The sequence below is a fragment of the Mycobacterium sp. AT1 genome (genome assembly GCF_002043095.1).
In the GTDB taxonomy this organism is placed as follows: Bacteria; Actinomycetota; Actinomycetes; order Mycobacteriales; family Mycobacteriaceae; genus Mycobacterium.
In genome coordinates this window covers 137,609-160,657 of sequence record NZ_MVOC01000048.1, presented here as the reverse complement: position 1 = coordinate 160,657, position 23,049 = coordinate 137,609, and the positions used below count along the sequence as shown (strand labels likewise).

Sequence of the window (23,049 nt, the reverse complement as noted above, 5' to 3'; positions counted from 1 at the left end):
AGGCTACTTACCGAGTTTTCTACGCTGCACCCTGGTCCGACGAAGCAACTTGCGGTGCTTCTTCTTCGACATGCGCTTGCGCCGCTTCTTGATGACTGAACCCATGAACTCCGCTACCTAAGACAGCTCCCGACATTTGTGCCAGGAGAACCGAATCGTCACCTTACCCGGGATGCCCGGGGGGACGAAAACGGCCGTGTTTTCCCGGGTCGCCATGCTGACGACCCGGGTGGTCGAACCGACCGGGAGACTTAGCCTGCGTCGAAGTACGACGTCTCCAGGAGGTCGTGGACGGCCTTGGCGTGCACCCTGAACGAGCGACCGACGCGCACCGCGGGCAGTTCGCCGTTGTGCACGAGTCGGTAGACCGTCATCTTGCTGACCCTCATCAGACTCGCCACTTCGGCGACGGTGAGGAATTGCTGTCGTGCTGGCTCGCCACCGGAGCCGTCGCGCGACGATTTACCACTAACGGAATCACGTGCCGATGGCCCGTTCATAGACGTCATCGCAACCCAATCAATCAGGCACGCCTTGTCCAACGGCTTCCCCACCGCTGGCGCAGGAGCGCGCATACCTCAGGGAGAATAGCGTGGCCACTGGGGTTATTGCGACGGGTGTGGGCTAATCCGTTTAGATTGCCTGAACTACTCCGGTGTAATTCCTAGCTGCTCAGAGCGTGTTTTTGCCGCCGCAACGGCCTCGGCTACCGCAGCGCGAAGACCACCGCGCTCCAATTCCCGCAGCCCAGCGGCGGTGGTGCCACCCGGTGAGGTCACCGTGGCCCGCAGCTGGGCGGGGCTGGTGTCCATCGCGGTGCCCATGGCGCCGTCCCCGGACGGGTTGGCCCGATCGAGGCTCTCCAGCAACATCGCCGCCGAGCCGGCCATCGTCTGGACTGCCAGATCGGTGGCCACGGCCCTCGGCAGGCCCGCTGCGACTCCGGCGTCGACGAGCGCCTCGACCATCAGGAAGAAGTACGCCGGACCCGAACCCGAGACCGCGGTGACGGCGTCGAGCTGAGACTCCGGCACCGTGAGGACCCCGCCGACCGCGTCGAAGATCGCCGAGACCTCCTTGAGTTGATCGGCGGTCGCGAACCGGCCGGCCGCGAGGGCGCTGACGCCGCCACCGACGACGACGGGCGCGTTTGGCATCACCCGGATGACGGGCGAGCCGGCCGGGAGGTTGGCCTCGTAGTAGGCCGTGCTGACGCCTGCGGCGACGGTGACGAAGACCTGCTCCGCGCTGCTGTTCTCGGCGCGCGCCGCGGCTTCGGCAATGTCACCGATGACCAGCTCGACGTCCGACGGCTTCACCGCCACGATGACGTAGGCCGCGTTCTCGGCGGCGTCGGCCACCGTCGTCACCAAGACCGAATACGTCTCGGAGAGATACTTGGCACGGTCGCGGTGTCGTTCCGCAATGACCATGTCCTTGGCCTGTCTACCCGAGCGGAGCAGCCCGGAAAGCAGTGCCTCGCCGATACTTCCGCCACCAATGATCGCAATTCTCGCCACGCCGGCAAGCATTGCACGCGAGGTGGGGTAACCGACGACCGTGGTGCCTCGCCGAAAGTACGGTTGTTCGCACCCCTACTCGCGATTCGCGTACGTCAAGCGTGCAGTCGGCGGCCTGGTCATTACGCCTGAGGCACCAGGGCGAGCTGTCGGGACTGCACGATGATGCGACCCTCGCAGTCGACCACCACGTGGTCCTCGTCGAACCACTCCTGGCCGATCTGCATCGTCGTGCACATCACCCGCAGCCAGCCGTCGGCGGGCATGCCGCGCAGATACGCGGTGAGTTGAACCGTTGGGGCCCAACCGGATCGGTTTACGCCCAACGTGACCGGTGCCGAGACGTCGCCGCACAGCAACGCGAACAACACGTCCGGCGAACCCTCCTTCGGCCGCACCCAATACTCGATCACCGGTGGCCCCCCGTCGGCCCTCGGCTCCATCGTCGTCAGCGACGGCCGGATGTCGCACCCGTGCGCCAGATGCACCACGTCGGCCATCGGGTGTCCTGGCCCGATCGGCTCGAGTCCTGGCGGCGGCTCAGGCGTCATCAGCGGCACCACCGGGTTGACCGACAGCAGGGGCGGGGCGTGGTGCTCGGGTTCGGCCATCGTCATCACTGCGCGCAGGGCCGTCCGGTCGCCCTGGTTGAGCTCCACGTCGACCAGGCTGACGCGGCGCCCCCGCTTGCGGATCGTGGTCACCACGCGCAGCGGCCCCGGATCGGGCGCCCACAGGAAGCTGCCCGACACCGCGATCGGCTCGACGCCCTCTCCCCCTGAACCGCTTCCCCGGTCGCTGCGCTCCTGCCCTCCGGCACCGAACGCCGTCCGGGCGGCGTTCGCACACAGCGCCAGCATCGCGCCGCCGTGCACCTTGGGGCCGATGGTCCAGTGCTCGTTCAGCTCTCCGTCGAACACCGCGGAGCCACCGCCGTCACTCTCGCTGGACACCTGCGTCAGCTTCATCGCGTCGACGAACGACGTTGACTCACCCACGACGACCAAACTCCTAACGCAACAAGTGACGTCGCGCGAATTCGAGCGACTCGGTCAGCAACTGCTCACGTTCGATCGCCGTCCGCACACCCGAGGTCGTGACCTCGAGGATGACGTGGCCGGCGAAGTTGCTCGCGGCCAACATCTGACAGATCTCGGCGGTGGGCTGGGTTCCGCGCCCCGGCACCAGGTGCTCGTCGGTCGACGCGCCACTGCCGTCGCACAGATGAAGATGCACCAGCCCGTCACCCATCCGGCCCGCCATCTCGACCGCGTCGGTGCCAGCGGTCGCCGAGTGGGACAGGTCGAGTGTGTAGTGGGCGTGGTTGCCGTCCAGCGGGTCGTATGACGGCGCGAACGCCGACACCGCTATGCCCGGACTGCCCCCGCGCTTGCGCATCCGTGAGATCGACGGCTGGCCCGTGCCGAAGATGCGATCGGCCCGGAACGGAAACATGTTCTCCACCGCGACCATGACGTCACTGGACTGCTCGAGGGAGGCGACCTGATCGGTGAAGCCCTCGGCGTAGCGCCGCTGCCAACGGAACGGCGGATGGACGACGACGGTCTGCGCCCCGAGTTCTTCGGCGGCGCGAACGCTGCGGTCGAGCTTGGAGACCGGATCGGCGCCCCACACCCGCTGCGAGATCAACAGGCACGGCGCGTGCACGCTCAACACCGGGATGCCGTAGCTCTCGGACATTCGCCGGACTGCCGCGATGTCCTGACTGACGGACTCGGCCCACACCATCAGTTCCACCCCGTCGTACCCGAGGCGGGCGGCGTACTCGAAGGCCGCCTCGGTCCTCAACGGATACACCGAGGCAGTCGAAAGACCGACCTTGATTGCGGGGCGCACTAGCCGACAGTGTGACGCGTCAGTGCGACTGAAGAAGCGCCAGGGGACCCAGCGTGACGAGCGCACCGACCGCAACCGCGATCAAGGTGCTGCCGATGTCCTCGGTCTTGCGGACGACGCGGACGCCGACCACCAGGCCGAGGATGACGAGGACGGACAACACCAGCGCGACGATGGTGTTCCACCGCCACAGCTGGTCGAACGCGATGAACAGGCCGGCACCGAACGCGACGGCGAGGATGCACTGCACCACCACCCACACGCCTCTGACGAACGCCGAGCTCTCGTCTTCGGACCGCTCGGGAGCCTCCGCCGTTGCTTCTGCCGTGCCCTCGTCGACTGTGACGGCGACGGTTTCCGCCGACGTCGACTCGTCGTCCCCGAGATCGATGTCCTCGGGGCCCGGTGTGCGTCCCCGGCGAGCCAGGTCGTCGGCAACGGACTGACCGCCGAAGAGGGTGTCGGTGTTCGATCGCAGGTACGACGGCGTCTGCTGGCGCAGCTCGTCCTCGTCCGAGGTGTGCTTGTCGAGAACCTCGCCGAAGTCGACGTCCGGGCCGAGGTCCAGCATCTCGTCGTCGTCGACGACAGGGTCGGGGCTCATCTGCTCGGCGCCGCTCTGGGCGGCGAAGGCGCCGGTGGTCGACGCCTTCGGACGACGGGGCCGCGGGACGAAGTCGACGGGGTCGGGCTCGACGTCACGGCGGTCGAGGTGCGCCTGGTAGTCCAGCTCCGCCTCGGTGAGAGCGGGCTCGGGCTCGAGTTCGGGCTCGGGCTCTGCCTCGGTTTCTGGCTCGAGTTCGAGTTCAGCCTCGACCTCGGCTTCTGGCTCCGGCTCGACTTCGAGGTCCGGTTCGACCTCTTCGGCGACCGGCTCCTCGACGGAGGGCTCCTCGACGGGCGGTTCGACGACCGGCGGTTCGACGACCTTCGCGACGGGTTCTGCGACCGGCTCCCGCAACGCGCGCATCGAGCCCGTGTTGACGATCGGAATCTCGCCGGTGAGCTCCGCGACGGTCACCGCGTCGCTGTTGCCGCGACGGCGGCGACGTCGACCGCCTGCCGGTGGCGCACCGATGGTGCCGTTCTTGGCGAGGAGCTCCGCGACCGAAATCGGTCGAGTGGAGGTGGTGTCGTCTGGATCAGTCATCGTCTCGCGCCTCTGGCTCTTGGCAAGCCCGCCGACGTTCCGAACAAGGCGGTCCCGTCGGCCTCACTGTCGAGTTTCCGCAAGATCAACCCTTCTCGCAACGCCCAGGGGCAAATGTCCACGGTATCGATCGCAAGGGCCTTCATACTCGCTTCAGCTACCAGCGCTCCCGCCACGATCTGTGGCGCTCGCTCGGCGCTCACCCCTTCCAACTCCGCTCGATCGGCCGTCGTCATCCTAGAGATGAAAGCTATGAGCTGACGAAGCCCCGATGCAGTCAGTGTCCTCTTCACCCGGGGCCCAGCACCGGAAGGCGCCGCACCGGTGAGTCGCGCGAGCGATCGGAAGGTCTTGGAGGTCGCCACGGTCAGGTCGGGAGCACCCGCATCGAGCACCCTCGCGCCAGCGTCGGCCATCTCCGTTGACAGCCAGTCTCGAAGCATCGCCACCCGACGGCGGCCCGGCGGGTCGTCCTGCAACCACTCCCTGGTCAGCCGGCCCGCGCCAAGCGGAAGCGACAGCGCCACCTCGGGTTCCTCGTCGACGCCGCTGGACAGTTCGAGCGAGCCGCCGCCGATGTCGATGTTGATGATGCGGCCGGGGCTCCAGCCGTACCAACGTCGGACGGCGAGGAAGGTGAGACGGGACTCGTCGACTCCCGAGAGAACCTTGAGCGCCACACCGGTTTCGGCAAGCACCCGCGCGAGCACGTCTTCGGAGTTCGTTGCGTCGCGCACCGCCGAGGTGGCGAACGCCATGAGTTCGATGCACCCCGAACTGGCGGCGATCTTGGCGAACTCGTCGATGGTGTCGACGAGTTTGTCGGCGCCCTTCCTGGTCAGCTTGCCCGAGCCGTCGATCGCCTCGGCGAGGCGCAACGCGGCCTTCGTCGAGCTCATCGGAGTCGGGTGTCCACCTCGCCGGGCGTCGACGACGAGCAGATGAACCGTGTTGCTACCCACGTCGAGCACGCCCAATCGCACGAGACCCACGTTATCGGGTCTACCGTTGCGTTCCGTGAGCGGATCGCGCCCCGGTGCCAAGAACGGTGAGGTCGACTTGGACTTCGCCCGAGAATGGGTGGAATTCTTCGACCCCGACAACCCCGAACATCTGATCTTGGCCGACCTCACCTGGCTGTGTTCGCGGTGGACGTGCGTGTTCGGCACGCCCGCATGCCAGGGCACGGTCGAGAACCGCCCCGACGACGGCTGCTGCAGCCACGGCGCCTTCATGTCCGACGACGACGACGTCGCCAAACTCGACGACGCCGTGAAGCAGCTCACCGACGAGGACTGGCAGTTCCGCGACAAGGGCCTAGGCCGCAAGGGCTACCTCGAGATGGACGAATACGACGGCAAGGACAATCTGCGGACCCGCAAGTACAAGGGCGCCTGCATCTTCCTGAATCGGCCCGGTTTCGAGGGCGGCATTGGCTGCGCGTTGCACTCGAAGGCGCTCAAGCTGGGCGTGGAACCGCTGACCATGAAACCCGAGATCTGCTGGCAGCTGCCGGTCCGCCGAAGTCAGGAATGGGTGGAGCGGCCCGACGGCACCCAGGTTCTGCGGACCACCATCACCGAGTACGACCGCCGCGGCTGGGGTGAGGGCGGCGCCGACCTGCACTGGTATTGCACCGGCGACCCCAAGGCCCACGTCGGCGCCCGTCAGGTGTGGCAGTCCTACGCCCCGGAACTGACCGAGCTTCTCGGCGCCAAGGCCTATGCGGAGCTCGCGGCGATGTGCAAGCGCCGCAGCAGCTTGGGACTGATCGCGATCCATCCCGCGACCCGCGCTGCGCAGTAGCCGCGGCTCGGCGTCTCCGCCGGGATTTACCTCTACATGGAAGCGCGCCGAGCCGCCTGACTCTCGCAGAGGTCGAGGCCGCCGGGTTCCGGCTGGTCCATCAGGTCCTCCGCGCCTGGTCGGCAGACCGCCCAGGCTTGGGTCTAGCGTTTGCCAGAATCGCTAGACAACGTTAAGTTCGAGATTCATACTCCTAGTACGAATCAGCGCGTCACCTTCTTCACGTGCTGCGATGGCAACGACAGCGTAGGCATATGAATGTTCTCTGAAATCGACAAAACGAACAGACTCAGGTATTTGGCACATGTCAGCCCACCAATGCCCGCCGGATTGCCCCGATTTCAGGTCCGGAAGCCCGCCGCCCATCGACCGCGCGTCAAATGCGCCAAAGTTTGCGGAGGCAGCGAATGACGAACACCGACGGGGCCTAAGGTGACCGACTTCAAAGAGATCGACCTGTGCAACGGCCGAGAGTCCGTGCTGATCGGCGGCCTGCCGTTCGAGGTGACGGACCTCGACACGGCGGTCCGCGACGTCGTCACGATCGCCGCGGGGTCGTCGGAGCAGGGTCTGGTCGTGCGACTGTCCAACGCGTCTTGCGTAACCCGGGCCAGCCATGACCACGAGTACCGAGATCTGTTCGCCAGGCCCGGCGTGACACTTCCCGACGGAGCACCGGTGGCATGGGCGATGCGCGTCCGCGCCCGCTTCCCACGGAAGGGCGCCCCCGTGCGGGGGCCGTCGTTCGTCGTCGAGGTTCTCGACCACGGCCGCGACAACGACCTGCGTCACTTCGTGATCGCCAGCAGCGATGACACGCTGACCAAATTCGTCGACGACGCCACGATCCGCTACCCGAGCGTGAACTTCGCGGGCACGTACGCACCACCACCCGGCGCCGCGGAGAACGGCGTGAACAACGACTGCGTCGAGCGCATCGCCGAGGCCAACCCCGACATCGTGTGGATTGGCCTGGATTCACCGGCGCGGGAATTCGCCGCCGCAGCGCTCGCGGACCGCTTGCCCGGCGTCTTCGTCGACGTCGGCGTAGATCTGGACGTCGTGGCCGGCGCGGTACGCCCAACACCGACGTGGATCAACGACGTTGGCCTCGCCCGGGTCTACCGACTGTTGTTCACTTCCAAGCCATTTCGGCGTCGCCACCTTCTTGGCAGCGCCCGGTTCATCCTGGCAGTCGTCCGTGGGAAGTGACCCCGGGCAGCGCGTTTCACCGCCGGTGACGCACGACGACCCAAGCGCGTGCCCGAGACTGTCGGGGCCACCGCGGCGCGCGTTCGTGAAAGCATGACCGCGTGCGCATCGATGAATCCACCCTCGCCGGCGTCGTAACCTTCGTCCCGACACCGTTTCACGACGACCGCGGTCTGTTCACGCGGACCTTCGACGCGGAGATCTTCGACGAGTGGGCTGGCGTTCCCCGCACGGCGGCGTCGTTCCTACAGGATTCGCAGTCCCGATCCGCCAAGTGCGTCGTACGCGGCATGCACGGCAGGAGTGGCCGCGGTGAGGCCAAGCTGGTGCGGTGCGCCCACGGCGCGGTGCACGACGTGCTGGTCGACGCGCGGCCCTCGTCACCGACGTTCGGCAAGCACGAGGCGTTCCTGCTGGACGACGACGAGTTCCGCCACCTGTACGTGCCACCCGGCCTGCTGCACGGGTTCCAAGCACTTACCGACACCGCGGACGTCTGCTATCGAATCGACCGGCCACACGACCCCGCCGAGGACCTCGGCGTCGCCTACGACGACCCCGACCTAGGAATCGACTGGCCGTTGCCCGTCGGCGTCGTCTCGGCGCGCGACCGGGCGGCGGGCAGCTGGGCTCAGTTGGTCACGCAATTGCGCTGACCCGGCGCATCGTCTGGTCGAGGACGCCTTGGGCGGTGAGCCATTCCAGCCGCTTGAGTCGCGTGAAGGATTCGTCGAAGTCGTGGCTGTTCAAGCCGTTCGCGAGATACGCCTCGTAGAGTTCGGCGGCACCGTCGGCCACCGACCACGTCGCCTCGAAGTTCAGCTCGGCCCGCGCGCGGCTGAAGTCCACCCGGTAGGACCGCGGATCGGACCCGGTCTCCCCGGTGATCAGCAGGGTCGAGCCGGGCACCGTGTCCACGACCGTCTGGGCGATTTCGGCGACGGTGACGTTGTTGTCCTCGGCTCCCACGTTGTACGCGCGGCAGCTGACGATCTCGGCGGGCGCGGTCAGGCACGTCTCGAAGGCCCGCGCAATGTCCTGAGCGTGCACCAGAGGACGCCACGGCGTGCCGTCGGACATCACCCGCACCACGCCGGTGAGGACGGCATGCCCGACCAGGTTGTTCAACACGATGTCGGCCCTCAAGCGTGGAGAGAATCCGAAAGCCGTTGCGTTGCGCAGGAACACGGGCGTGAAGTCGGCGTCGGCGAGCGCGGCGACGTCGGCCTCGACACGCACCTTGCTGATCGCGTACGGCGTGATCGGATGCAGCTCGGCGTCCTCGGACACCAGATCGGTTCCCGCCGCGCCGTACACCGAGCAAGTCGACGCATAGAGGAATCGTCGGACGCCCGCCTCCTTGGCCAGCACCGCAAGACGCACCGACGCGTGGTGGTTGACGTCGTAGGTGATGTCGGGCGCCAAGGCGCCGAGCGGGTCGTTGGACAGCGCCGCGAGGTGGACGACCGCGTCGAAACCACGCAACTGGTCGACGGTGACGTCCCGCAGGTCGACTGCGAGACAAGGCGGTTCGGTCGGCGCAATGCCGAGAACGCAGTCGGCGAAGTAGCCGTTGTCCAAGCCGACCACGTCGTGGCCCGCGGCGATCAACAGCGGCACCATGACCGTCCCGAGATAGCCCTGGTGACCTGTGACCAACACCTTCATCTACGTGAGTCCCTTCCGACCGCGAGTCTGACCTTCTGCATGACGAGCGCTTCGGCGAACCGCCGCAGATTGAGCGGGGTCGTTTGCTCGGGTCGATTCAGCGCATCGAACTTCGGGGCAGGCTCACCGAGCGGTGTTACGACGCCGTCCAGGGCGCTGAGCTGGCGATCCGACTCGCGGACAACGCCATGCAAAGAGTTGGACAACTGGTCAGCTCCATACCGAAAGTACGATTTGGAAGGAGCGTAACACGATTGGCCACTCCGCGGGCAATTGCTGAAATTGCACCGTCGTGCGCAAGTGAGAGATCGAGAGAGCTACCCCTCGAGCTTGTAGCCCAGCCCGCGCACCGTCACCAGGTGAACCGGATTGGCCGGGTCGCCCTCGATCTTCGACCGGAGCCGCTTGACGTGCACGTCGAGAGTCTTGGTGTCGCCGACGTAGTCAGCGCCCCACACCCGGTCGATCAACTGGCCGCGGGTAAGCACCCGGCCACTGTTGCGAATCAGGTACTCCAGCAAGTCGAACTCCTTGAGCGGCAAGGTGATCGACGTGCCGTTGACGGACACGACGTGCCGCTCGACGTCCATCCTGACCGGTCCCGCCTCGAGCACGCCGTCACCGATCCCCGAATCGTCGTTGTCGACGCCGCGGCGAAGGACCGCACGGATGCGGGCGATGAGCTCTCGCGCGGAGTACGGCTTGGTGACGTAGTCGTCGGCACCCAGCTCCAGCCCGACGACCTTGTCGATCTCGCTGTCCCTGGCTGTCACCATGATGACCGGCACGCTCGAACGCGAGCGCAGTTGTTTGCACACGTCGGTCCCGCTCATGCCGGGAAGCATCAGGTCCAGTAGGACGATGTCGGCGCCCGACCGCTCGAACTCGGCGAGCGCAGAGGGCCCGTCGGTGACGACGGTGGCCTCGAAGCCCTCCTTGCGGAGCAGGAACGCCAGCGGATCCGCCAGTGACTCTTCATCTTCCACGATCAATACGCTGGTCACGACTTCCTCGTGCCTTCCGTCTGGGAATCTTCCACGATCAACACACTGGTCATAGCGCAGTCTGGTCCTCTCGTTCATCCGACTCGTCGTCGGTTTCGGGATGGGCCGGGATCGACAGGGTGAACGTCGAGCCGGTACCGGGCTGACTCCACAGCCGGATGGATCCGTTGTGATTGGCCGCCACGTGCTTGACGATGGCCAATCCGAGCCCCGTGCCACCGGTGGCCCGGGACCGCGCCGTGTCGACGCGGAAGAACCGTTCGAAGACCCGCTCCTGGTCGTCGCGTGCGATGCCGATGCCGCGGTCGGTGACCGCGATCTCGATGTTGTCACCGCGACTGCGCCTGCTGATCGACACTGGAGAACCCTTGGGCGAGTAAGCAATTGCATTGGACACCAAGTTGGCGATCGCCGTCACCAGCAGGCCCTGGTCACCGCGGACGCTGAAACCGGTCGGGGCGTCGGTCGTGATCGCGATGTCGGCGTTGTCGGCCGCCACCTTGTACCTCGACAACGCCTCACTCACGACGGAGTCGACGTCGACGGCCTCCAGATCCGGAAGCGGTTCGGCCCCCTGCAACCTGGACAGCTCGATGAGTTCGCCGACCATGTTGGCCAGCCGATTGGACTCGGTGATCATCATCTCGGCGAACCGGCTGACCGTCGCGGGGTCGTCGGTGGACGCCTGAAGGGCCTCCGCCAGCACGCCCATCGCGCCGACCGGGGTCTTGAGCTCGTGGCTGACGTTGGCCACGAAGTCCCGCCGGGTGGCCTCCATCCTGGCGAACTCGGACTGGTCGTCGACGAAGACCACCGCGAAACGTCGGTCGTCCTCACTGAGGAGGCGAACGTGCCCGCCGACGGACAACCCCGAGCGACCGGGGATCGGGCGTCGCACCGGGGCCAGGTCGAAGTCGACGTCGTGACCGGTGGCCAGCGTGCGCTGCGCGGCGGCCCAGGCCCGGTCGTCGAGCAGTCGGTCGCGCACCAGGCCGAGCTCGCGCGCCTTGTCGTTCATGAAGACGACGTCACGGTAGTTGTCGACGACCACGGTTCCCACCGGTGACAACGACACGATCCGCTGCAGCATCTGGGAGACGGTGATGCCGTCCTGGTCGGTCGACCGTCGCTTCCGACGTTCGGCGATCCGCGGCGCCAGCGACAGACCGAGCGCCACGCCAAGTGCCAACGCGACAAGGGACACGACTGCCGTCAACAGCAGCGCCGCTACCCCACTCACGCGAAAATCGTACGCACTGGGTGAACGTCATCCCAGCAGCGTGCGGCCAAATCGGGGCAAGTCACAAAGACAAACACAGGAGTTCGGGCTCCGTTCACCGGAGTTCACCCATTGTTCGCCCCGCCTGCCCCCGTCGACTACTTGGCGCCCTGGGCGGCGACGGCGGCAGCGCCAGCCGCGGCGGCATCGGGATCCAAATACTTGCCGCCGGGGACGGTCGGCTTGAGAGCATCGTCGAGCTCGTACACCAGCGGGATCCCCGTCGGGATGTTCAACCCGACCACGTCGGCGTCGGACATCCCGTCGAGGTACTTGACCAGCGCCCGCAACGAGTTGCCGTGCGCGGCGACCAGCACGGTCTTGCCCGCCACCAGGTCGGGCGCAATGACTTCGGTGAAATAGGGGACGAAGCGGGCCACGACGTCGGCGAGGCACTCCGTCAGCGGGCCGCCGCCGATGCTCGCGTAGCGGGGGTCGGCGTCCTGGCTGTATTCGCTGCCCTTCTCGATGGGCGGCGGCGGCGTGTCGTAGCTGCGGCGCCACGCCATGAATTGCTCTTCGCCGTACTTGGCCTTGGTCTCGGCCTTGTCGAGGCCCTGCAGCGCGCCGTAGTGCCGTTCGTTGAGCCGCCAATCCCTGACCACGGGGATCCAGTGCCTGTCGGCGGCGTCGAGCGCGAGGTTGGCGGTGGTGATGGCACGCCGCAACAGCGAGGTGTAGAGCACGTCGGGCAGCACGCCCACGGACTTCATCAGCTCGCCGCCCCTGACGGCTTCGGCGCGACCCTTCTCGGTGAGGTTGACGTCAACCCAGCCGGTGAAGAGATTGAGCGCGTTCCATTCGCTTTCGCCGTGACGCAGTAGCACCAGTGTCGCCATGGCGACGATGCTATCCCGCCGCGATTGTGGGCGCGGCGTTCGAGACGGTTACGCCCCGACTCGGCGGCCGACGCTCAGTCGTCGTCGCCGTCGTCGATAAGGTGCTCGAAGGCCTTCAGGTTCTTGAGCGACTCGCCCCGCTTGACCCGCCACTCCCACTCCTTCTGGATCGACGAGTGAAAGCCCAACTCCAGCAACATGTTGAAGTCGGCTTCGACGGCTTGGACCACCTGGCCGAGGATACCGTCGATCACGTCGGGGCTCACCGACTCCAGCGCAATCCTGCCGATCAGGTAGATGTCACCGAGGTTGTCGAGGGTGTACGCGAGGCCGAACAATCGGCGGTTGCGCCGCAACAGATAGCGGTAGACCTTCTCGAAGTCCTCGTCGGGCTTGCGGCAGATGAACGCCTCGACGCGAACGGTGTGGTCGCCGACCGTGAAGATCGTGTTGGTGATCAACCGCCGCTCACCGGGAACTGCGACCACGACCCCCGACGGCGCGCCGTCGGAGCCCTCGTGAAAGGCGTATTCGAGGTCGGACTCCTTGAGGGTGGCTTCGATGACGTCGAGTGCCGGATTCACGGTGCCCGCGTTCACGATGCCCGGATCCCGCGTCGGATCGAGAACCGGCGACCGTTGCGTCGCGACGGCACCTCGGTGCGCTGGTGGCGGGCGTGATAGTCGGTGATCGCCCGGCCGTAGCTGGCCTGCAACGCATCCACGGTGTTGGCCCACGAGAACGTCGCGGCGTGTTCGACGGCTGCGGCGCGCATCGTGTCGGGCCCGCGGTCGAACAGCCCACCCATGGCGGCTGCCCAGTCGTCGGGATCGTGCCCGTTGACGAGGACACCGGTGATCCCGTCCCGCACGGCGACGGGTAGTCCGCCGACCGCGGCCGCCACCACCGGCGTCCCGCAGGCTTGGGCTTCCACGGCGACGAGACCGAACGACTCGGCGTAGCTGGGCACCGCCATCATGTCGGCGGCCCGGTACAGGCCGACGAGCTGGTCGCGGGATTGGGGAGGTAGGAAGGTCACGCGTGAGGACATACCCAGGTCCTCGGCCAGCCGAACCAACGAGTCGGGATTGGCCAGCCCGCTGCCCGACGGCCCGCCGGCGATCACGACGCGGACGTCCGGCAGCTTGGCCGCCGCGCGCAGCAGGACGTCGGGCGCCTTGAGGGGCTGAATGCGGCCGACGAACGCGACCACCTTCTCGTCGGCTCCCAAGCCAAGTGCCCGCCGCGCCTGCATCCTGTCGCCGGGCGTGAACGTCGCGAGGTCGACCCCGGGATGCACGACGTCGATGCGACCGGGGTCGGCCCGGTGCAGCGAAACCAGTTCGCGCGCTTCGTATTCGGTGTTGACGATCAGCCGGTCCGCCTCGTCGACGACCTGCTGCTCACCCACCGACCGCAGTGGCGGCTCGGGCTGGTCACCGACGGCAAGGGATGCGTTCTTCACCGCGGCGAGCGTGTGGGCGGTGTGCACCAACGGCACCGCCCATCTGTCCCGCGCCAACCAGCCGACCTGACCCGAGAGCCAGTAGTGGGAGTGCACGACGTCGTAGTAGCCGGGTTCGTGGGTCGCCTCGGCGCGCAGGACGCCTGCGGTGAACGCGCACAGTTGCGTCGGCAGGTCGTGCTTGTCGAGGCCCTCGAAGGGGCCCGCCACCACGTTTCGGACCAGCACCCCCGGCGCCACCCGTACGACGGGGGCATCCGACGAGGTCGTCGCCCTGGTGAAGATCTCCACGTCCACGCCACGGCGGGCCAGTTCCAGCGCGGTCTGCAGCACGTAGACGTTCATGCCGCCGGCGTCACCCGTCCCGGGCTGAGCCAGCGGGGAGGTATGGACCGACAAAACGGCTACGCGCACGACTTCATACTTACACCGGGTCGCCGGACGGCGTCAGGCGGTCTTGTCCCGGGCCGCGCGGCGCATCGCGGCGATCGGATCGGCGTAGAGACCGCCGAGGGACACGACACCGGCGCCCGCTTCCTGAATCCGGTTGCCAAACGAGGTCAGACGGAGGTCGCGCGGCGCGAGAACCGAACGTTTGGCGTAGGCGGCTTCGACCTCCGCCATGCCCTCCGGATACTCGGTGAACGCCTGGCCGCCGACGACCAGGTCGTCGGGGTTGAGCATGTCCCGCAGCAGCGCCACCGACTCACCGAGCACGTGCGCGCGTTCACCGAGCAGGTCGGCGGCGGCCTGGTTGCCCTGTCGCGCCGCGCGCAGCACCGCGCCGATGGTCGAGGACGGGCCGTCGGCGGGCACGATCCGGAGCCTGCGCGCGGCGGTCAGCACCGCTTCGTCGCTCACTGTCGACTCCAGTTGCCCACTGCCGCCTAGCATTTCGGATTGTGCGGGTAATGCCGCGATCGTGCCGGGTCCGCTGGTCGGCGAGTGCACCCGGCCGCCGATCGACAGGGCGTAGCCGACGGTCTCCCTGGCGTAGACGTACAGGCTCGTGACCGGAGCCGCGCTCGAAGCAGCGTTCGACGCGGCGGAACCGTTCACTCGGCGCGTGCCGAGCAGCAACTCCGCACCTGCCATCGCGTCCACGTGGGAGGCCAGGGACACCGGCAGCCCGAGGGTCTCGGCGAGAACGGGGCCCACCGGAGCGTCCGTCCAGCCGAGTCGGGCGTGGTCGACGTGCCCGGTGGCGCTGTCCACGACTCCGCCCGCGGTCACGCCCACCCACAGTGGCCTGCGACGATGCCAGCGGCTCAGGTATCGGCTCGCGCTGCCCGCGAGTGCCGCCAGCGCCGAGTTCTGCGAACCCCGCGGCGTCGGCGTCTCCACCACGTCGAGCGTGCGGCCGAAGAGATCGGTGGCCACGATGATCGAAGTGCGGGCGCCGATGTGGATGCCGAGGGTGAGGAACGGTTCGTGGTTGACCTCGACCGGCACCCGCGGTCGCCCGATGGCGCCGGAGACGGCCAGGTCGGCTCGCTCGCGAAGCACGCCGGCGTCGAGCAGGGCTGTGACCTGCCGGTTCACCGTCGCGATGCTCAGGCCGGTGGTCTGGGCGATGACGTCACGGGCGATGGGGCCGCGAAGTCTGGCCGCTCCGAACACCGAGGCTGCCGCCGCTTCGGCGACGCGCAGCGACGGGGCGACGATGTGGTGCCTGGCCAGCAACGCCCGCTTCGTGCGGGGGGTGGCGATGACGGCAGGGGTCTTGCGAATGGCGGTGGGAGTACTCATGAGAGTCCTTGCGTGAGGTCGGCCGGTGGGTGATTGCCTCACCTGGCGACTCAGCAGGACGAATGTGTCCGGGGTTCAGTCAGGCGCGGCGAAGCTGGCGACGACAACAACACGCACGCGATGCGGCGACGTTGAAACCCTGACCGGAGGACACGTTGCGAATTTAGCACGACAACTAATGTTGGACGAATGACGTCACTCGAATCCCCTCAGCCCGTCGCGGTCGTCACGGGTGCCAGCTCCGGCATTGGCGAGGCCACGGCGAAAACACTTGCGGGACTTGGCTTTCACGTGGTGTGCGTGGCACGCCGCGAGGATCGCGTCACGGCCCTCGCTGCGGAGATCGCGGGCACCGCGATTGTGGCGGACGTCACTGACGAGACTTCTGTGCAGAAGTTGGCCGACGGCCTCGAACGGGTCGACGTGCTGGTGAACAACGCCGGCGGCGCCAAGGGCGTGCAATCGGTCGCCGACGCCGACCTCGACGACTGGCGCTGGATGTGGGAGACCAACGTGCTGGGCACCCTCCGCGTGACGAGGGCATTGCTGCCCAAGCTGGTCGCCTCCGGTGACGGGTTGATCGTCACCGTCACCTCCATCGCGGCGTTCGAGATCTACGACGGGGGCGCCGGCTACACCTCGGCCAAGCATGCCCAGGCCGCACTGCATCAGACGCTGCGCGGCGAGCTGCTGGGAAAGCCGGTGCGACTCACCGAGATTGCGCCTGGAATGGTCGAGACGGAGTTCTCCGTCGTGCGTTTCGGCGGCGATCAGGACCGAGCGGACGCCCTGTATGCGGGCATGACTCCGCTGACCGCCGAGGACGTCGCCGAGGTGATCGGGTTCGCCGCGTCACGACCGTCGCACGTCAACCTGGACCAGATCGTCATCCGGCCGCGCGATCAGGCCACGGCGACGAGGAAGTTCACCCGCCCGGAGTGACCGTCGTGGTCTCCGTGGTCTCCGTTGGGGTGACCGTCACCGCCGACGGCGGCGTGGTCGTCGGCGTACCCGACAGCGTCGGAGCGTCGGTGGGGGTGGCCGGGGCGCTGCTTGGGACGTTGGACGGGGGCGTCGCGTCGTTGAGTGCCGACATGGACTTCCACTCGTCCCACCCGACGGCCCAGTCCCAGATGTCACCGTCGGCGTAGGACAGTTCGATCGACGTGCCGGTCACCTCGACCGGGTCGCCGTAGATGGCGGTGTTGAAGTACTGCTCGGCGTCCGACGTGGACAGGTTGATGCAGCCGTTGGTGACGTTGGTGTTGCCTTGGGCGCCAGCGCTGTTGGGGTTGGCGTGGATGAACTCGCCGTTGTTGGAGATCCGCACTGCCCACCGCTCGTGCACGTTCGAGTAACCGGCGGCCGGGTTGGACATGTAGAAGTCTTCGTACTTCTCGCTGACGACGTGGATGCCGCTGCGGGTCACGTTGCGCGGCAGATCGCCCTCGCCGTAGCTGCAGGGCAGGGTCATGATTACACCGGCGTCGGTGATCACCTCGATCTGGTGCGACGACGCCTCGGCCTTGACTACCTGCCGACGGCCGATCTCGATGTCCAAGGTGGAGTCGGCGGCACCGAATGCCCCGTCGCCGAAGGGGATTCCATAGGTGTTGGCGGCCACGTGCACCTTGGTGCCAGGCGGGTAGTAGTCCTTGGTGCGCCAATGCAGTCGCGAGCCGCCGACCTCGTCGGGCAACCACGCCCAACTGCCCTCGACGGGTGGGGTGGTGGTGACGACCAGTGCCCGTTCGACGGCTGCCTTCGCGTCGTCGCCGATGGAGGCGTCGAACTGCATGATGATGGGCGCCGCGACACCGACGACCTGGCCGTCGGCCAGCTGGAACTGACCGTTGACCTTGGTCTGCGGGTCGACGGTGGTGAAACTCCCGGTCAACGGGATCGCCTTGCCGTCGCGTCCGACCGCCGACCCGCCCCAGGTGTACTCGACGCCGTAGCCGAGCGGCTCGGTGGTCTTGAACGCGGTGCGGTCTGGGTTCAGCACGCCGCGGACGACACCGCCTTCGGCGTTGGTCAGCGTGACGCGCTGCAACCATCCGTTGGTGACCTCGACGCCCACGGGGTCGGTCGGTGCCACGTTGGTGGCGTCCTTGGCGGGCTTGAAGGCCACCTCCGCCTTGGCTGGCGGCTCGGTGGATGCCGGCGAACCGGTCGTGGTCCTACCGCTACACGCGGCGAGTACGCCGGAGGCGCCCACGGCGATGGCGGTCAGCGCTTGGCGCCGATTGAGGGTCACGTGTACACACGGTACCTAGAGTTCGCACCCAACCAGAATCGGTTCTGGTACGAGCCGTACCCCAAATGCCATCAAGACGCCGTCCCGCACGTCTCTGGCCAGCGCCAACAGCTCTGCGGTCGTCGCCGACCCCCGGTTGGTCACAGCCAGCGCATGCTTGGTGGACAGGCGGGCGGACGCGCCGTCACCGGGGTATCCCTTGCCGAAGCCGGCCCGCTCCACCAGCCACCCCGCAGCAAGCTTGACCCCGTCCGGCGCCGGGTAATTCGGCACCGGCCCGTCGGCCTGCGCGCTCACTCTCGCGAACTCGGCCGGTGACACGACGGGATTGGTGAAGAACGATCCGACGCTCCAGGTGTCGGCGTCACCGTCGGCCAGCACCATGCCCTTGCTGGCCCGCAAGGCGAGCACCGCCTCCCGAACTTGGGTCGGCACCATTCGCGTGCCGGGTTCGACGCCGAGCGCCTTTGCCAACTCGCCGTACCGCAGGGGCGCGCTGCGATTCTCGGCGTCGAGCGCGAACTCGACTTCCAGCACGACGGCGTCGACCGAGTTCTTCAAGATGCTGGTGCGATAACCGAAGCGCAGCTCGTCGGGTTGCACCCACCGCACCTCGCCGCTGCGCCGATCCAGCAACCGGACGCGGTGGATGACGTCGGACACCTCGACGCCGTACGCGCCGACGTTCTGGACCGGGGTCGCGCCGGCCGAGCCGGGGATTCCCGACAGGCACTCCAGGCCGCCAAGCCCATGGGCCAGCGACGTCACGACCACGTCGTCCCATGACGCGCCCGCCTCAGCGCGTACGACGTCTTCGTGGACCGTGACATCGGTGTTGGCCAGCCGCACGACCGTCAGGTCGGCCAGGTCGTCTGCGATGACGACGTTGGAGCCCCCGCCCAGGATCAGGGTGCGTTCCCTCGGGTCACCCACGGGCAGTTCGCGCAGGACGTCGACGACCTTGGCGGTGGTGTCGCACACGAGGACCCTGCTGGCAACGGGTCCGAGCCGCAGTGTGGTCATGGGCGCGACGGGGACGGACACCGCCACCTCGACGCCACCGATATCCGAACTGACCACGGGCGCTAACGGTAGCGTGGTCGGCTATGCCGCGTTCCTTCGACATGGAAGTCGACTACGACGGCACCGTCGAACAGATCCACCGCGCCCTCGGCGACCAGAGTTACTGGCTTGAACGACTTGCCGAGTCGGGTGCCGACGAGGCGACGTTGGATTCGATCACCTCCGGTGCCGACGGTGGCGTCGACGTCGTCACCACCCAGACGATGCGAGCCGACCGCCTGCCCGGCGTCGTCGCACAGTTTCACCGCGGCGACCTGAGCTTCGTGCGGGAGGAAGTCTGGACCCCGGTTCGCGACGGCAAGGCCACCGCGACCGTCAAGGGGATGATCCCCGGCGCCCCGGCGACGCTGTCGGGAACGGCGGTGCTCTCCCCCGCCGGCAGCGGGTCGCGGCTGGAGTTCATGGCGACCGTGGAGGTTCGCATCCCGCTCGTAGGCGGCAAGGTGGAGAGCTTCATCGGCAGCCAGTTGGTGGGGCTGTTGGCCGCCGAACAGAACTTCACCACGGCGTGGATCAAGGCCAACGCCTGACGTGCCCATCGGGCAGCCAACCAGGGGGACGACCGGGTACAACCGGTTGCGCCGCAGCGACCGTTGGCTCGTTCACGCGCCTCGGGTGCGGGCGGCTCTGCTGTCGACCGCCGAGCCCATCGTCGTGGATTTGGGGTACGGCGCACTTCCCGTGACGACGTTGGAGTTGGCGGCGCGACTGCGGACGGTTCGGCCCGACCTGCGGGTGGTCGGCCTGGAGATTCATCCCGATCGCGTCGTGCCCTCGCAGCAGGGTGTCGACTTCGGGCTGGGCGGCTTCGAACTGGCTGGGCTGCAACCGGTTCTGGTGCGGGCGTTCAACGTGCTGCGCCAGTACCACGTCGACGACGTGGCCGACGCGTGGTCGCAGATGCAGACGCGGTTGGCGCCCGGCGGGATGATCCTCGACGGAACGTGCGACGAACTCGGAAGACGTTGCTGCTGGGTGCTTCTCGACGCATCTGGCCCGGTGAGCCTGACGCTGGCATGCGATCCGTTCGCGATCGACGAGCCGTCGGATCTGGCCGAGCGGCTGCCCAAGGTGCTGATCCACCACAACGTGCCAGGTCAACCGATTCATGCCCTGCTGACAGCAGCGGACCGGGCCTGGGCCGCGGCCGCGGGACACGGGGTGTTCGGCCCCCGGGTGCGCTGGCGGGCGATGGTGGAGTCGCTGGCCGCCGCCGGGTATCCCGTCGAGCCGCCACGCCGCCGCCTGCGCGACGGTGTGCTGACCGTTCCGTGGTCGGCGGTCGCTCCCCGGTAAGACCGGCGCGGCACTAGGCTGTGGCCATGCGGATTGCCCTTGCGCAGATCAAGAGCGGCACCGATCCGTCGGCCAATCTCGAGCTGGTCGAGGACTACAGCCGACGAGCCGCCGACGCCGGCGCCGCCATGGTGCTCTTCCCCGAAGCCACGATGTGCCGGTTCGGGGTCTCCTTGAAGCCCGTCGCCGAACCGCTCGACGGTCCGTGGGCGTCGGGAGTTCGGGCCGTCGCCGAGCGATACGGCATCGTCGTCGTGGCGGGCATGTTCTGCCCCAGCGACGACGGTCGGGTCACCAACACGCTGGTGGCCACGGGCCGCGGCGTCGACGCGCACTACCACAAGATTCATCTCTACGATGCGTTCGGTTTCACCGAATCACGTTCCGTGGCACCAGGTTTCGATCCGGTCGTGATCACAGTCGACGGTGTTGGCGTCGGGCTCACCACGTGCTACGACGTTCGGTTCCCCGAACAGTTCGTCGAACTCGCCCAGCGAGGCGCCCAGGTCCTCACCGTGCACGCGTCGTGGGGGTCGGGCCCGGGGAAGCTGGACCAGTGGACCCTGCTCGCCAGGGCCCGCGCGATCGACGCCACCAGCGTCGTGGCCGCCGTCGGCCAGGCCTACCCGGGCGACGAGGTCGCCGCCGTCGGTCCGACCGGAGTGGGCGGCAGCCTGGTCTGCTCGCCGACCGGTGACGTGCTGGCCGCCGCGGGCGACGATCCACGCCTTCTGGTGGTGGACGTCGACCTCGATTCCGTCGAGACGGCCCGCGACACCGTCGCCGTGCTGCGCAACCGAACCGAGTTCGCTCCGTCCAGTAGGGCACAATCGCTGGGGTGACCGACCCCTCCGATCCCTGGGCCCGCCAAGGCCAACAGCCTCCGCAGCCGCCTCAGCCGTACCAGCCACAGCCGTACCAGGCTGGGCCGCAGTACGTCGGACCGCCACCTCAGGGACCCCCACAGGGACCGCCACCCGGCGCCGACCCCAGCGAACCGTCCGAACCGTCGGGATCGAAGTTCGGGCGCCTGGTCCGCGACCCCATGTCGATCGCACTGGTCTTCGTCATCGTGCTCGCCCTCGCCGCGGCAGGCCTGGTCGGCGGCGAAATCTACGCGCGCCAGCGCGGCGCCACGATCGTGGAGGGCACGTTGAAGTGCGTCCTCCAAGATGACGTCACCGTGTCCTTCGGGGCCTTCCCGCCGTTTCTCTGGCAGCACCTGACGAAGGATTACCAACACGTCTCGATCACGTCCGCCGGCAATCAGATCCGCGACATGAAGGGCATGAAGGTCCAGATCGACATCGACGGCGCCCGCCCCTCGAGCGACCCCAGCTCGCAGGGCACCCTCGAGGCGATCGACGTCACGGCCACCTGGTCGACCGACGGCATGAAGGAGACGATCCAGAACGCCATCCCCCTGCTCGGCGGCCTCGTCAACGGCGTCACCACCAACGCCGCCGACGGCACGGTCGACATTCAGGGCCCGCTTGGCAGCATCGTGACCAAGCCTCAGATCGTCGACGACGAGTTGTCGCTGCAGGTTCAGAAGTTGACGGGCCTTGGCTTCACGCTGCCGCGCGAGGCCGTCCAGCCGGCGCTGGACGCGGTCAGCTCGCAGCTGACGAAGAACTCCCCGCTGGCGCTGAAGGTCGACGACGTCCAGGTCACCGACACCGGTGTCGTCACGAAGCTCTCGGCCCGCAACGCCTCGATCCCCGGCGGCAACCAAGGGCAGCCCTGCATCACCGGGTTCTAAGAGGCCGCTGAACCCAATCCGTCGAGCACCGCGCGCGTCCCGGACAACCCCAGCCGGGTCGCGCCGGCGTTCAGCATCGCGACGGCGGCCTCGGCGGTGCGGATGCCGCCGCTGGCCTTCACCTCGACGGTCGGGCCGACGGTCGCGACCATGATCTCGACGGCACGTACCGACGCTCCGCCTGCGGGATGAAATCCGGTCGAGGTCTTGACGAATTCGACGTCCGCCTCGGCTGCCGCCAGACACACGTCGACCAAGGTCTGCTCACCGGCGAGCTCCAGAAGGGCCGCCGACTCCACGATCACCTTGAGCACGGAATCGGGCACGGCCGCGCGCACCGCCTCGATGTCGGAGCGAACGGCGTCCAGGTTGCCACGGATCGCCGCGCCGACGTCGACGACCATGTCGACCTCGGCGGCGCCCGCTGCGACGGCGAGCGCGGCCTCGTGTGCCTTGATCTCCGAAACGTGCTTGCCGGAAGGGAATCCGACGACCGTCGCGATCAGAGTTCCCGCCGACCGGGCTCGCGTGGCCGCCGCGACCATCGACGGCGAGACGCACACCGCGTACACCCCGAGGTCGGCCGCCTCCTCGAGGAGGGCGGCGACGTCGTCGACGGTGGCCTCCGGTTTCAGCAGCGTGTGGTCGACCATGCCTGCAACCAAATCCCGGGTCCAGATCATCAGAACGGCTCCTCGGTGCCACCGGGATTGCAATGGGTTTCGACCATGGTGGCGTCGTCGACCAGGGGCCGCCACGGCTCCAGGTTCCAGCTCGTCTTCCCGGGCTGGGCGATTTCCGCGAAGCTCCAATGGCACATGAATTGGTCACGCATGCCGGGGATGTCGGCGTCGGGCGCAAGGGCGAGGACCTCACCCCATGCCTCACCGCCTTGCGCAGCGTTGTTCAGCTGACCGGAGGCCTGGCGTCCCGCCGGGGTGGGATAGACGCGAAGGCTGGACAGGTCACCCCAGTGCGCCCACTGCGCATGGTCGACGAAAGGTGGAGTTGCGACCGGATCGGCGGCGGCGGTTCCGGCGGTCGCCAAGGTGCACGCCACGATCACGGCAGCCGTAGCTGCGGCGAGCAGTCTGCGCATTCG

At 67.6% G+C, this 23,049-nt stretch carries 26 protein-coding genes; 8 read left to right on the top strand and 18 right to left on the bottom strand.

Annotation, left to right across the window (positions count from 1 at the left end; all coding sequences use genetic code 11):
- Positions 1 to 3: 3 nt before the first annotated feature.
- The 7 genes from B1790_RS22325 to B1790_RS22295 form a co-directional block, all read right to left on the bottom strand.
- Entirely contained in the window at positions 4 to 105 is a 102-nt protein-coding gene (locus B1790_RS22325; RefSeq protein ID WP_003402602.1) for a 30S ribosomal protein bS22, read from the bottom strand.
- Between the two features lie 146 nt (positions 106 to 251).
- Entirely contained in the window at positions 252 to 509 is a 258-nt protein-coding gene (locus B1790_RS22320; RefSeq protein WP_056550728.1) for a helix-turn-helix domain-containing protein, read from the bottom strand.
- Positions 510 to 647: 138 nt separating this feature from the next.
- Entirely contained in the window at positions 648 to 1,520 is an 873-nt protein-coding gene (proC, locus tag B1790_RS22315; protein ID WP_198952086.1) for a pyrroline-5-carboxylate reductase, read from the bottom strand.
- A 122-nt stretch (positions 1,521 to 1,642) separates the two neighbouring features.
- Positions 1,643 to 2,518 carry a thioesterase family protein gene (locus tag B1790_RS22310; protein WP_369832396.1) on the bottom strand — a complete coding sequence of 292 codons (876 nt, stop codon included), beginning with the start codon at positions 2,516 to 2,518 and terminating at the stop codon, positions 1,643 to 1,645.
- A 13-nt stretch (positions 2,519 to 2,531) separates the two neighbouring features.
- Positions 2,532 to 3,377 carry a sugar phosphate isomerase/epimerase gene (locus B1790_RS22305; RefSeq protein WP_079925437.1) on the bottom strand — a complete coding sequence of 282 codons (846 nt, stop codon included), beginning with the start codon at positions 3,375 to 3,377 and terminating at the stop codon, positions 2,532 to 2,534.
- Positions 3,378 to 3,396: 19 nt separating this feature from the next.
- Complete coding sequence (locus tag B1790_RS22300; RefSeq protein WP_079925436.1) at positions 3,397 to 4,527, bottom strand: hypothetical protein; 1,131 nt, start codon at positions 4,525 to 4,527, stop codon at positions 3,397 to 3,399.
- A complete protein-coding gene (locus B1790_RS22295) occupies positions 4,524 to 5,510 on the bottom strand; it encodes a Ppx/GppA phosphatase family protein (RefSeq protein ID WP_079925497.1) in 987 nt (328 codons plus the stop codon). Before B1790_RS22295 ends, B1790_RS22300 begins: the two co-directional genes overlap by 4 nt.
- A gap of 34 nt (positions 5,511 to 5,544) precedes the next feature.
- Between B1790_RS22295 and B1790_RS22290 the strand changes: the two genes are divergently transcribed.
- The 3 genes from B1790_RS22290 to B1790_RS22280 all read left to right on the top strand — a co-directional run bounded on the left by B1790_RS22290 (position 5,545) and on the right by B1790_RS22280 (position 8,201).
- Positions 5,545 to 6,333, top strand: a complete 789-nt coding sequence (locus B1790_RS22290) for a hypothetical protein (RefSeq protein ID WP_079925435.1) — start codon at positions 5,545 to 5,547, stop codon at positions 6,331 to 6,333.
- A gap of 432 nt (positions 6,334 to 6,765) precedes the next feature.
- On the top strand, positions 6,766 to 7,545 hold the full coding sequence (locus tag B1790_RS22285) for a WecB/TagA/CpsF family glycosyltransferase (RefSeq protein ID WP_079925434.1): 780 nt from the start codon (positions 6,766 to 6,768) through the stop codon (positions 7,543 to 7,545).
- Between the two features lie 101 nt (positions 7,546 to 7,646).
- Positions 7,647 to 8,201, top strand: coding sequence for a dTDP-4-dehydrorhamnose 3,5-epimerase family protein (locus B1790_RS22280; RefSeq protein WP_079925433.1), 555 nt, complete (start codon positions 7,647 to 7,649; stop codon positions 8,199 to 8,201).
- On the opposite strand, the gene B1790_RS22275 is transcribed toward B1790_RS22280, so the two are convergent.
- From B1790_RS22275 to B1790_RS22245, 7 genes are all read right to left on the bottom strand, one after another.
- Complete coding sequence (locus B1790_RS22275; protein ID WP_079925432.1) at positions 8,185 to 9,213, bottom strand: NAD(P)-dependent oxidoreductase; 1,029 nt, start codon at positions 9,211 to 9,213, stop codon at positions 8,185 to 8,187. The genes B1790_RS22280 and B1790_RS22275 overlap by 17 nt on opposite strands.
- A 317-nt stretch (positions 9,214 to 9,530) precedes the next feature.
- Positions 9,531 to 10,217 carry a two-component sensory transduction protein RegX gene (gene regX / locus B1790_RS22270; RefSeq protein WP_079925431.1) on the bottom strand — a complete coding sequence of 229 codons (687 nt, stop codon included), beginning with the start codon at positions 10,215 to 10,217 and terminating at the stop codon, positions 9,531 to 9,533.
- 49 nt (positions 10,218 to 10,266) lie between these two features.
- Positions 10,267 to 11,457, bottom strand: coding sequence for a cell wall metabolism sensor histidine kinase WalK (locus B1790_RS22265; RefSeq protein ID WP_079925430.1), 1,191 nt, complete (start codon positions 11,455 to 11,457; stop codon positions 10,267 to 10,269).
- A gap of 137 nt (positions 11,458 to 11,594) precedes the next feature.
- Positions 11,595 to 12,335 (bottom strand): phosphoglyceromutase, encoded by a 741-nt coding sequence (locus B1790_RS22260; RefSeq protein ID WP_079925429.1) that lies wholly within the window; start codon positions 12,333 to 12,335, stop codon positions 11,595 to 11,597.
- Positions 12,336 to 12,409: 74 nt separating this feature from the next.
- Positions 12,410 to 12,919, bottom strand: coding sequence for a YbjN domain-containing protein (locus B1790_RS22255; RefSeq protein WP_079925496.1), 510 nt, complete (start codon positions 12,917 to 12,919; stop codon positions 12,410 to 12,412).
- 11 nt (positions 12,920 to 12,930) lie between these two features.
- Complete coding sequence (gene mshA / locus B1790_RS22250; protein ID WP_079925428.1) at positions 12,931 to 14,214, bottom strand: D-inositol-3-phosphate glycosyltransferase; 1,284 nt, start codon at positions 14,212 to 14,214, stop codon at positions 12,931 to 12,933.
- A gap of 33 nt (positions 14,215 to 14,247) precedes the next feature.
- A complete protein-coding gene (locus B1790_RS22245; protein ID WP_079925427.1) occupies positions 14,248 to 15,549 on the bottom strand; it encodes an ROK family protein in 1,302 nt (433 codons plus the stop codon).
- A 189-nt stretch (positions 15,550 to 15,738) separates the two neighbouring features.
- Here B1790_RS22245 and B1790_RS22240 point away from each other — a divergent pair, with 189 nt between their 5' ends.
- Complete coding sequence (locus B1790_RS22240) at positions 15,739 to 16,491, top strand: SDR family NAD(P)-dependent oxidoreductase (RefSeq protein ID WP_079925426.1); 753 nt, start codon at positions 15,739 to 15,741, stop codon at positions 16,489 to 16,491.
- On the opposite strand, the gene B1790_RS22235 is transcribed toward B1790_RS22240, so the two are convergent.
- Both B1790_RS22235 and B1790_RS22230 read right to left on the bottom strand, forming a co-directional pair.
- Positions 16,475 to 17,806 carry an Ig-like domain-containing protein gene (locus B1790_RS22235; protein WP_198952085.1) on the bottom strand — a complete coding sequence of 444 codons (1,332 nt, stop codon included), beginning with the start codon at positions 17,804 to 17,806 and terminating at the stop codon, positions 16,475 to 16,477. The two genes, B1790_RS22240 and B1790_RS22235, sit on opposite strands and share 17 nt — an antisense overlap.
- Before the next feature lie 15 nt (positions 17,807 to 17,821).
- Positions 17,822 to 18,886 carry a UDP-N-acetylmuramate dehydrogenase gene (locus B1790_RS22230; protein WP_079925425.1) on the bottom strand — a complete coding sequence of 355 codons (1,065 nt, stop codon included), beginning with the start codon at positions 18,884 to 18,886 and terminating at the stop codon, positions 17,822 to 17,824.
- 26 nt (positions 18,887 to 18,912) lie between these two features.
- On the opposite strand from B1790_RS22230, the gene B1790_RS22225 reads away from it, so the two are divergent.
- Genes B1790_RS22225 through B1790_RS22210 form a run of 4 tightly spaced genes read left to right on the top strand, consistent with a single transcriptional unit; the run spans position 18,913 to position 21,947 of the window.
- Complete coding sequence (locus B1790_RS22225; protein WP_079925424.1) at positions 18,913 to 19,419, top strand: DUF2505 domain-containing protein; 507 nt, start codon at positions 18,913 to 18,915, stop codon at positions 19,417 to 19,419.
- A gap of 7 nt (positions 19,420 to 19,426) precedes the next feature.
- The gene (locus tag B1790_RS22220; RefSeq protein WP_079925494.1) at positions 19,427 to 20,185 is read left to right on the top strand and encodes an SAM-dependent methyltransferase; all 759 of its coding nucleotides are present in this window, start codon (positions 19,427 to 19,429) and stop codon (positions 20,183 to 20,185) included.
- A 26-nt stretch (positions 20,186 to 20,211) separates the two neighbouring features.
- A complete protein-coding gene (locus B1790_RS22215) occupies positions 20,212 to 21,027 on the top strand; it encodes a carbon-nitrogen hydrolase family protein (RefSeq protein ID WP_079925493.1) in 816 nt (271 codons plus the stop codon).
- On the top strand, positions 21,024 to 21,947 hold the full coding sequence (locus B1790_RS22210) for a DUF2993 domain-containing protein (RefSeq protein ID WP_079925423.1): 924 nt from the start codon (positions 21,024 to 21,026) through the stop codon (positions 21,945 to 21,947). The genes B1790_RS22215 and B1790_RS22210 overlap by 4 nt, the downstream gene beginning before the upstream one ends.
- On the opposite strand, the gene deoC is transcribed toward B1790_RS22210, so the two are convergent.
- The gene (gene deoC / locus B1790_RS22205; protein WP_079925422.1) at positions 21,944 to 22,630 is read right to left on the bottom strand and encodes a deoxyribose-phosphate aldolase; all 687 of its coding nucleotides are present in this window, start codon (positions 22,628 to 22,630) and stop codon (positions 21,944 to 21,946) included. The two genes, B1790_RS22210 and deoC, sit on opposite strands and share 4 nt — an antisense overlap.
- The gene (locus B1790_RS22200; protein ID WP_079925421.1) at positions 22,630 to 23,046 is read right to left on the bottom strand and encodes a DUF2599 domain-containing protein; all 417 of its coding nucleotides are present in this window, start codon (positions 23,044 to 23,046) and stop codon (positions 22,630 to 22,632) included. The genes deoC and B1790_RS22200 overlap by 1 nt, the downstream gene beginning before the upstream one ends.
- Positions 23,047 to 23,049 lie beyond the last annotated feature (3 nt).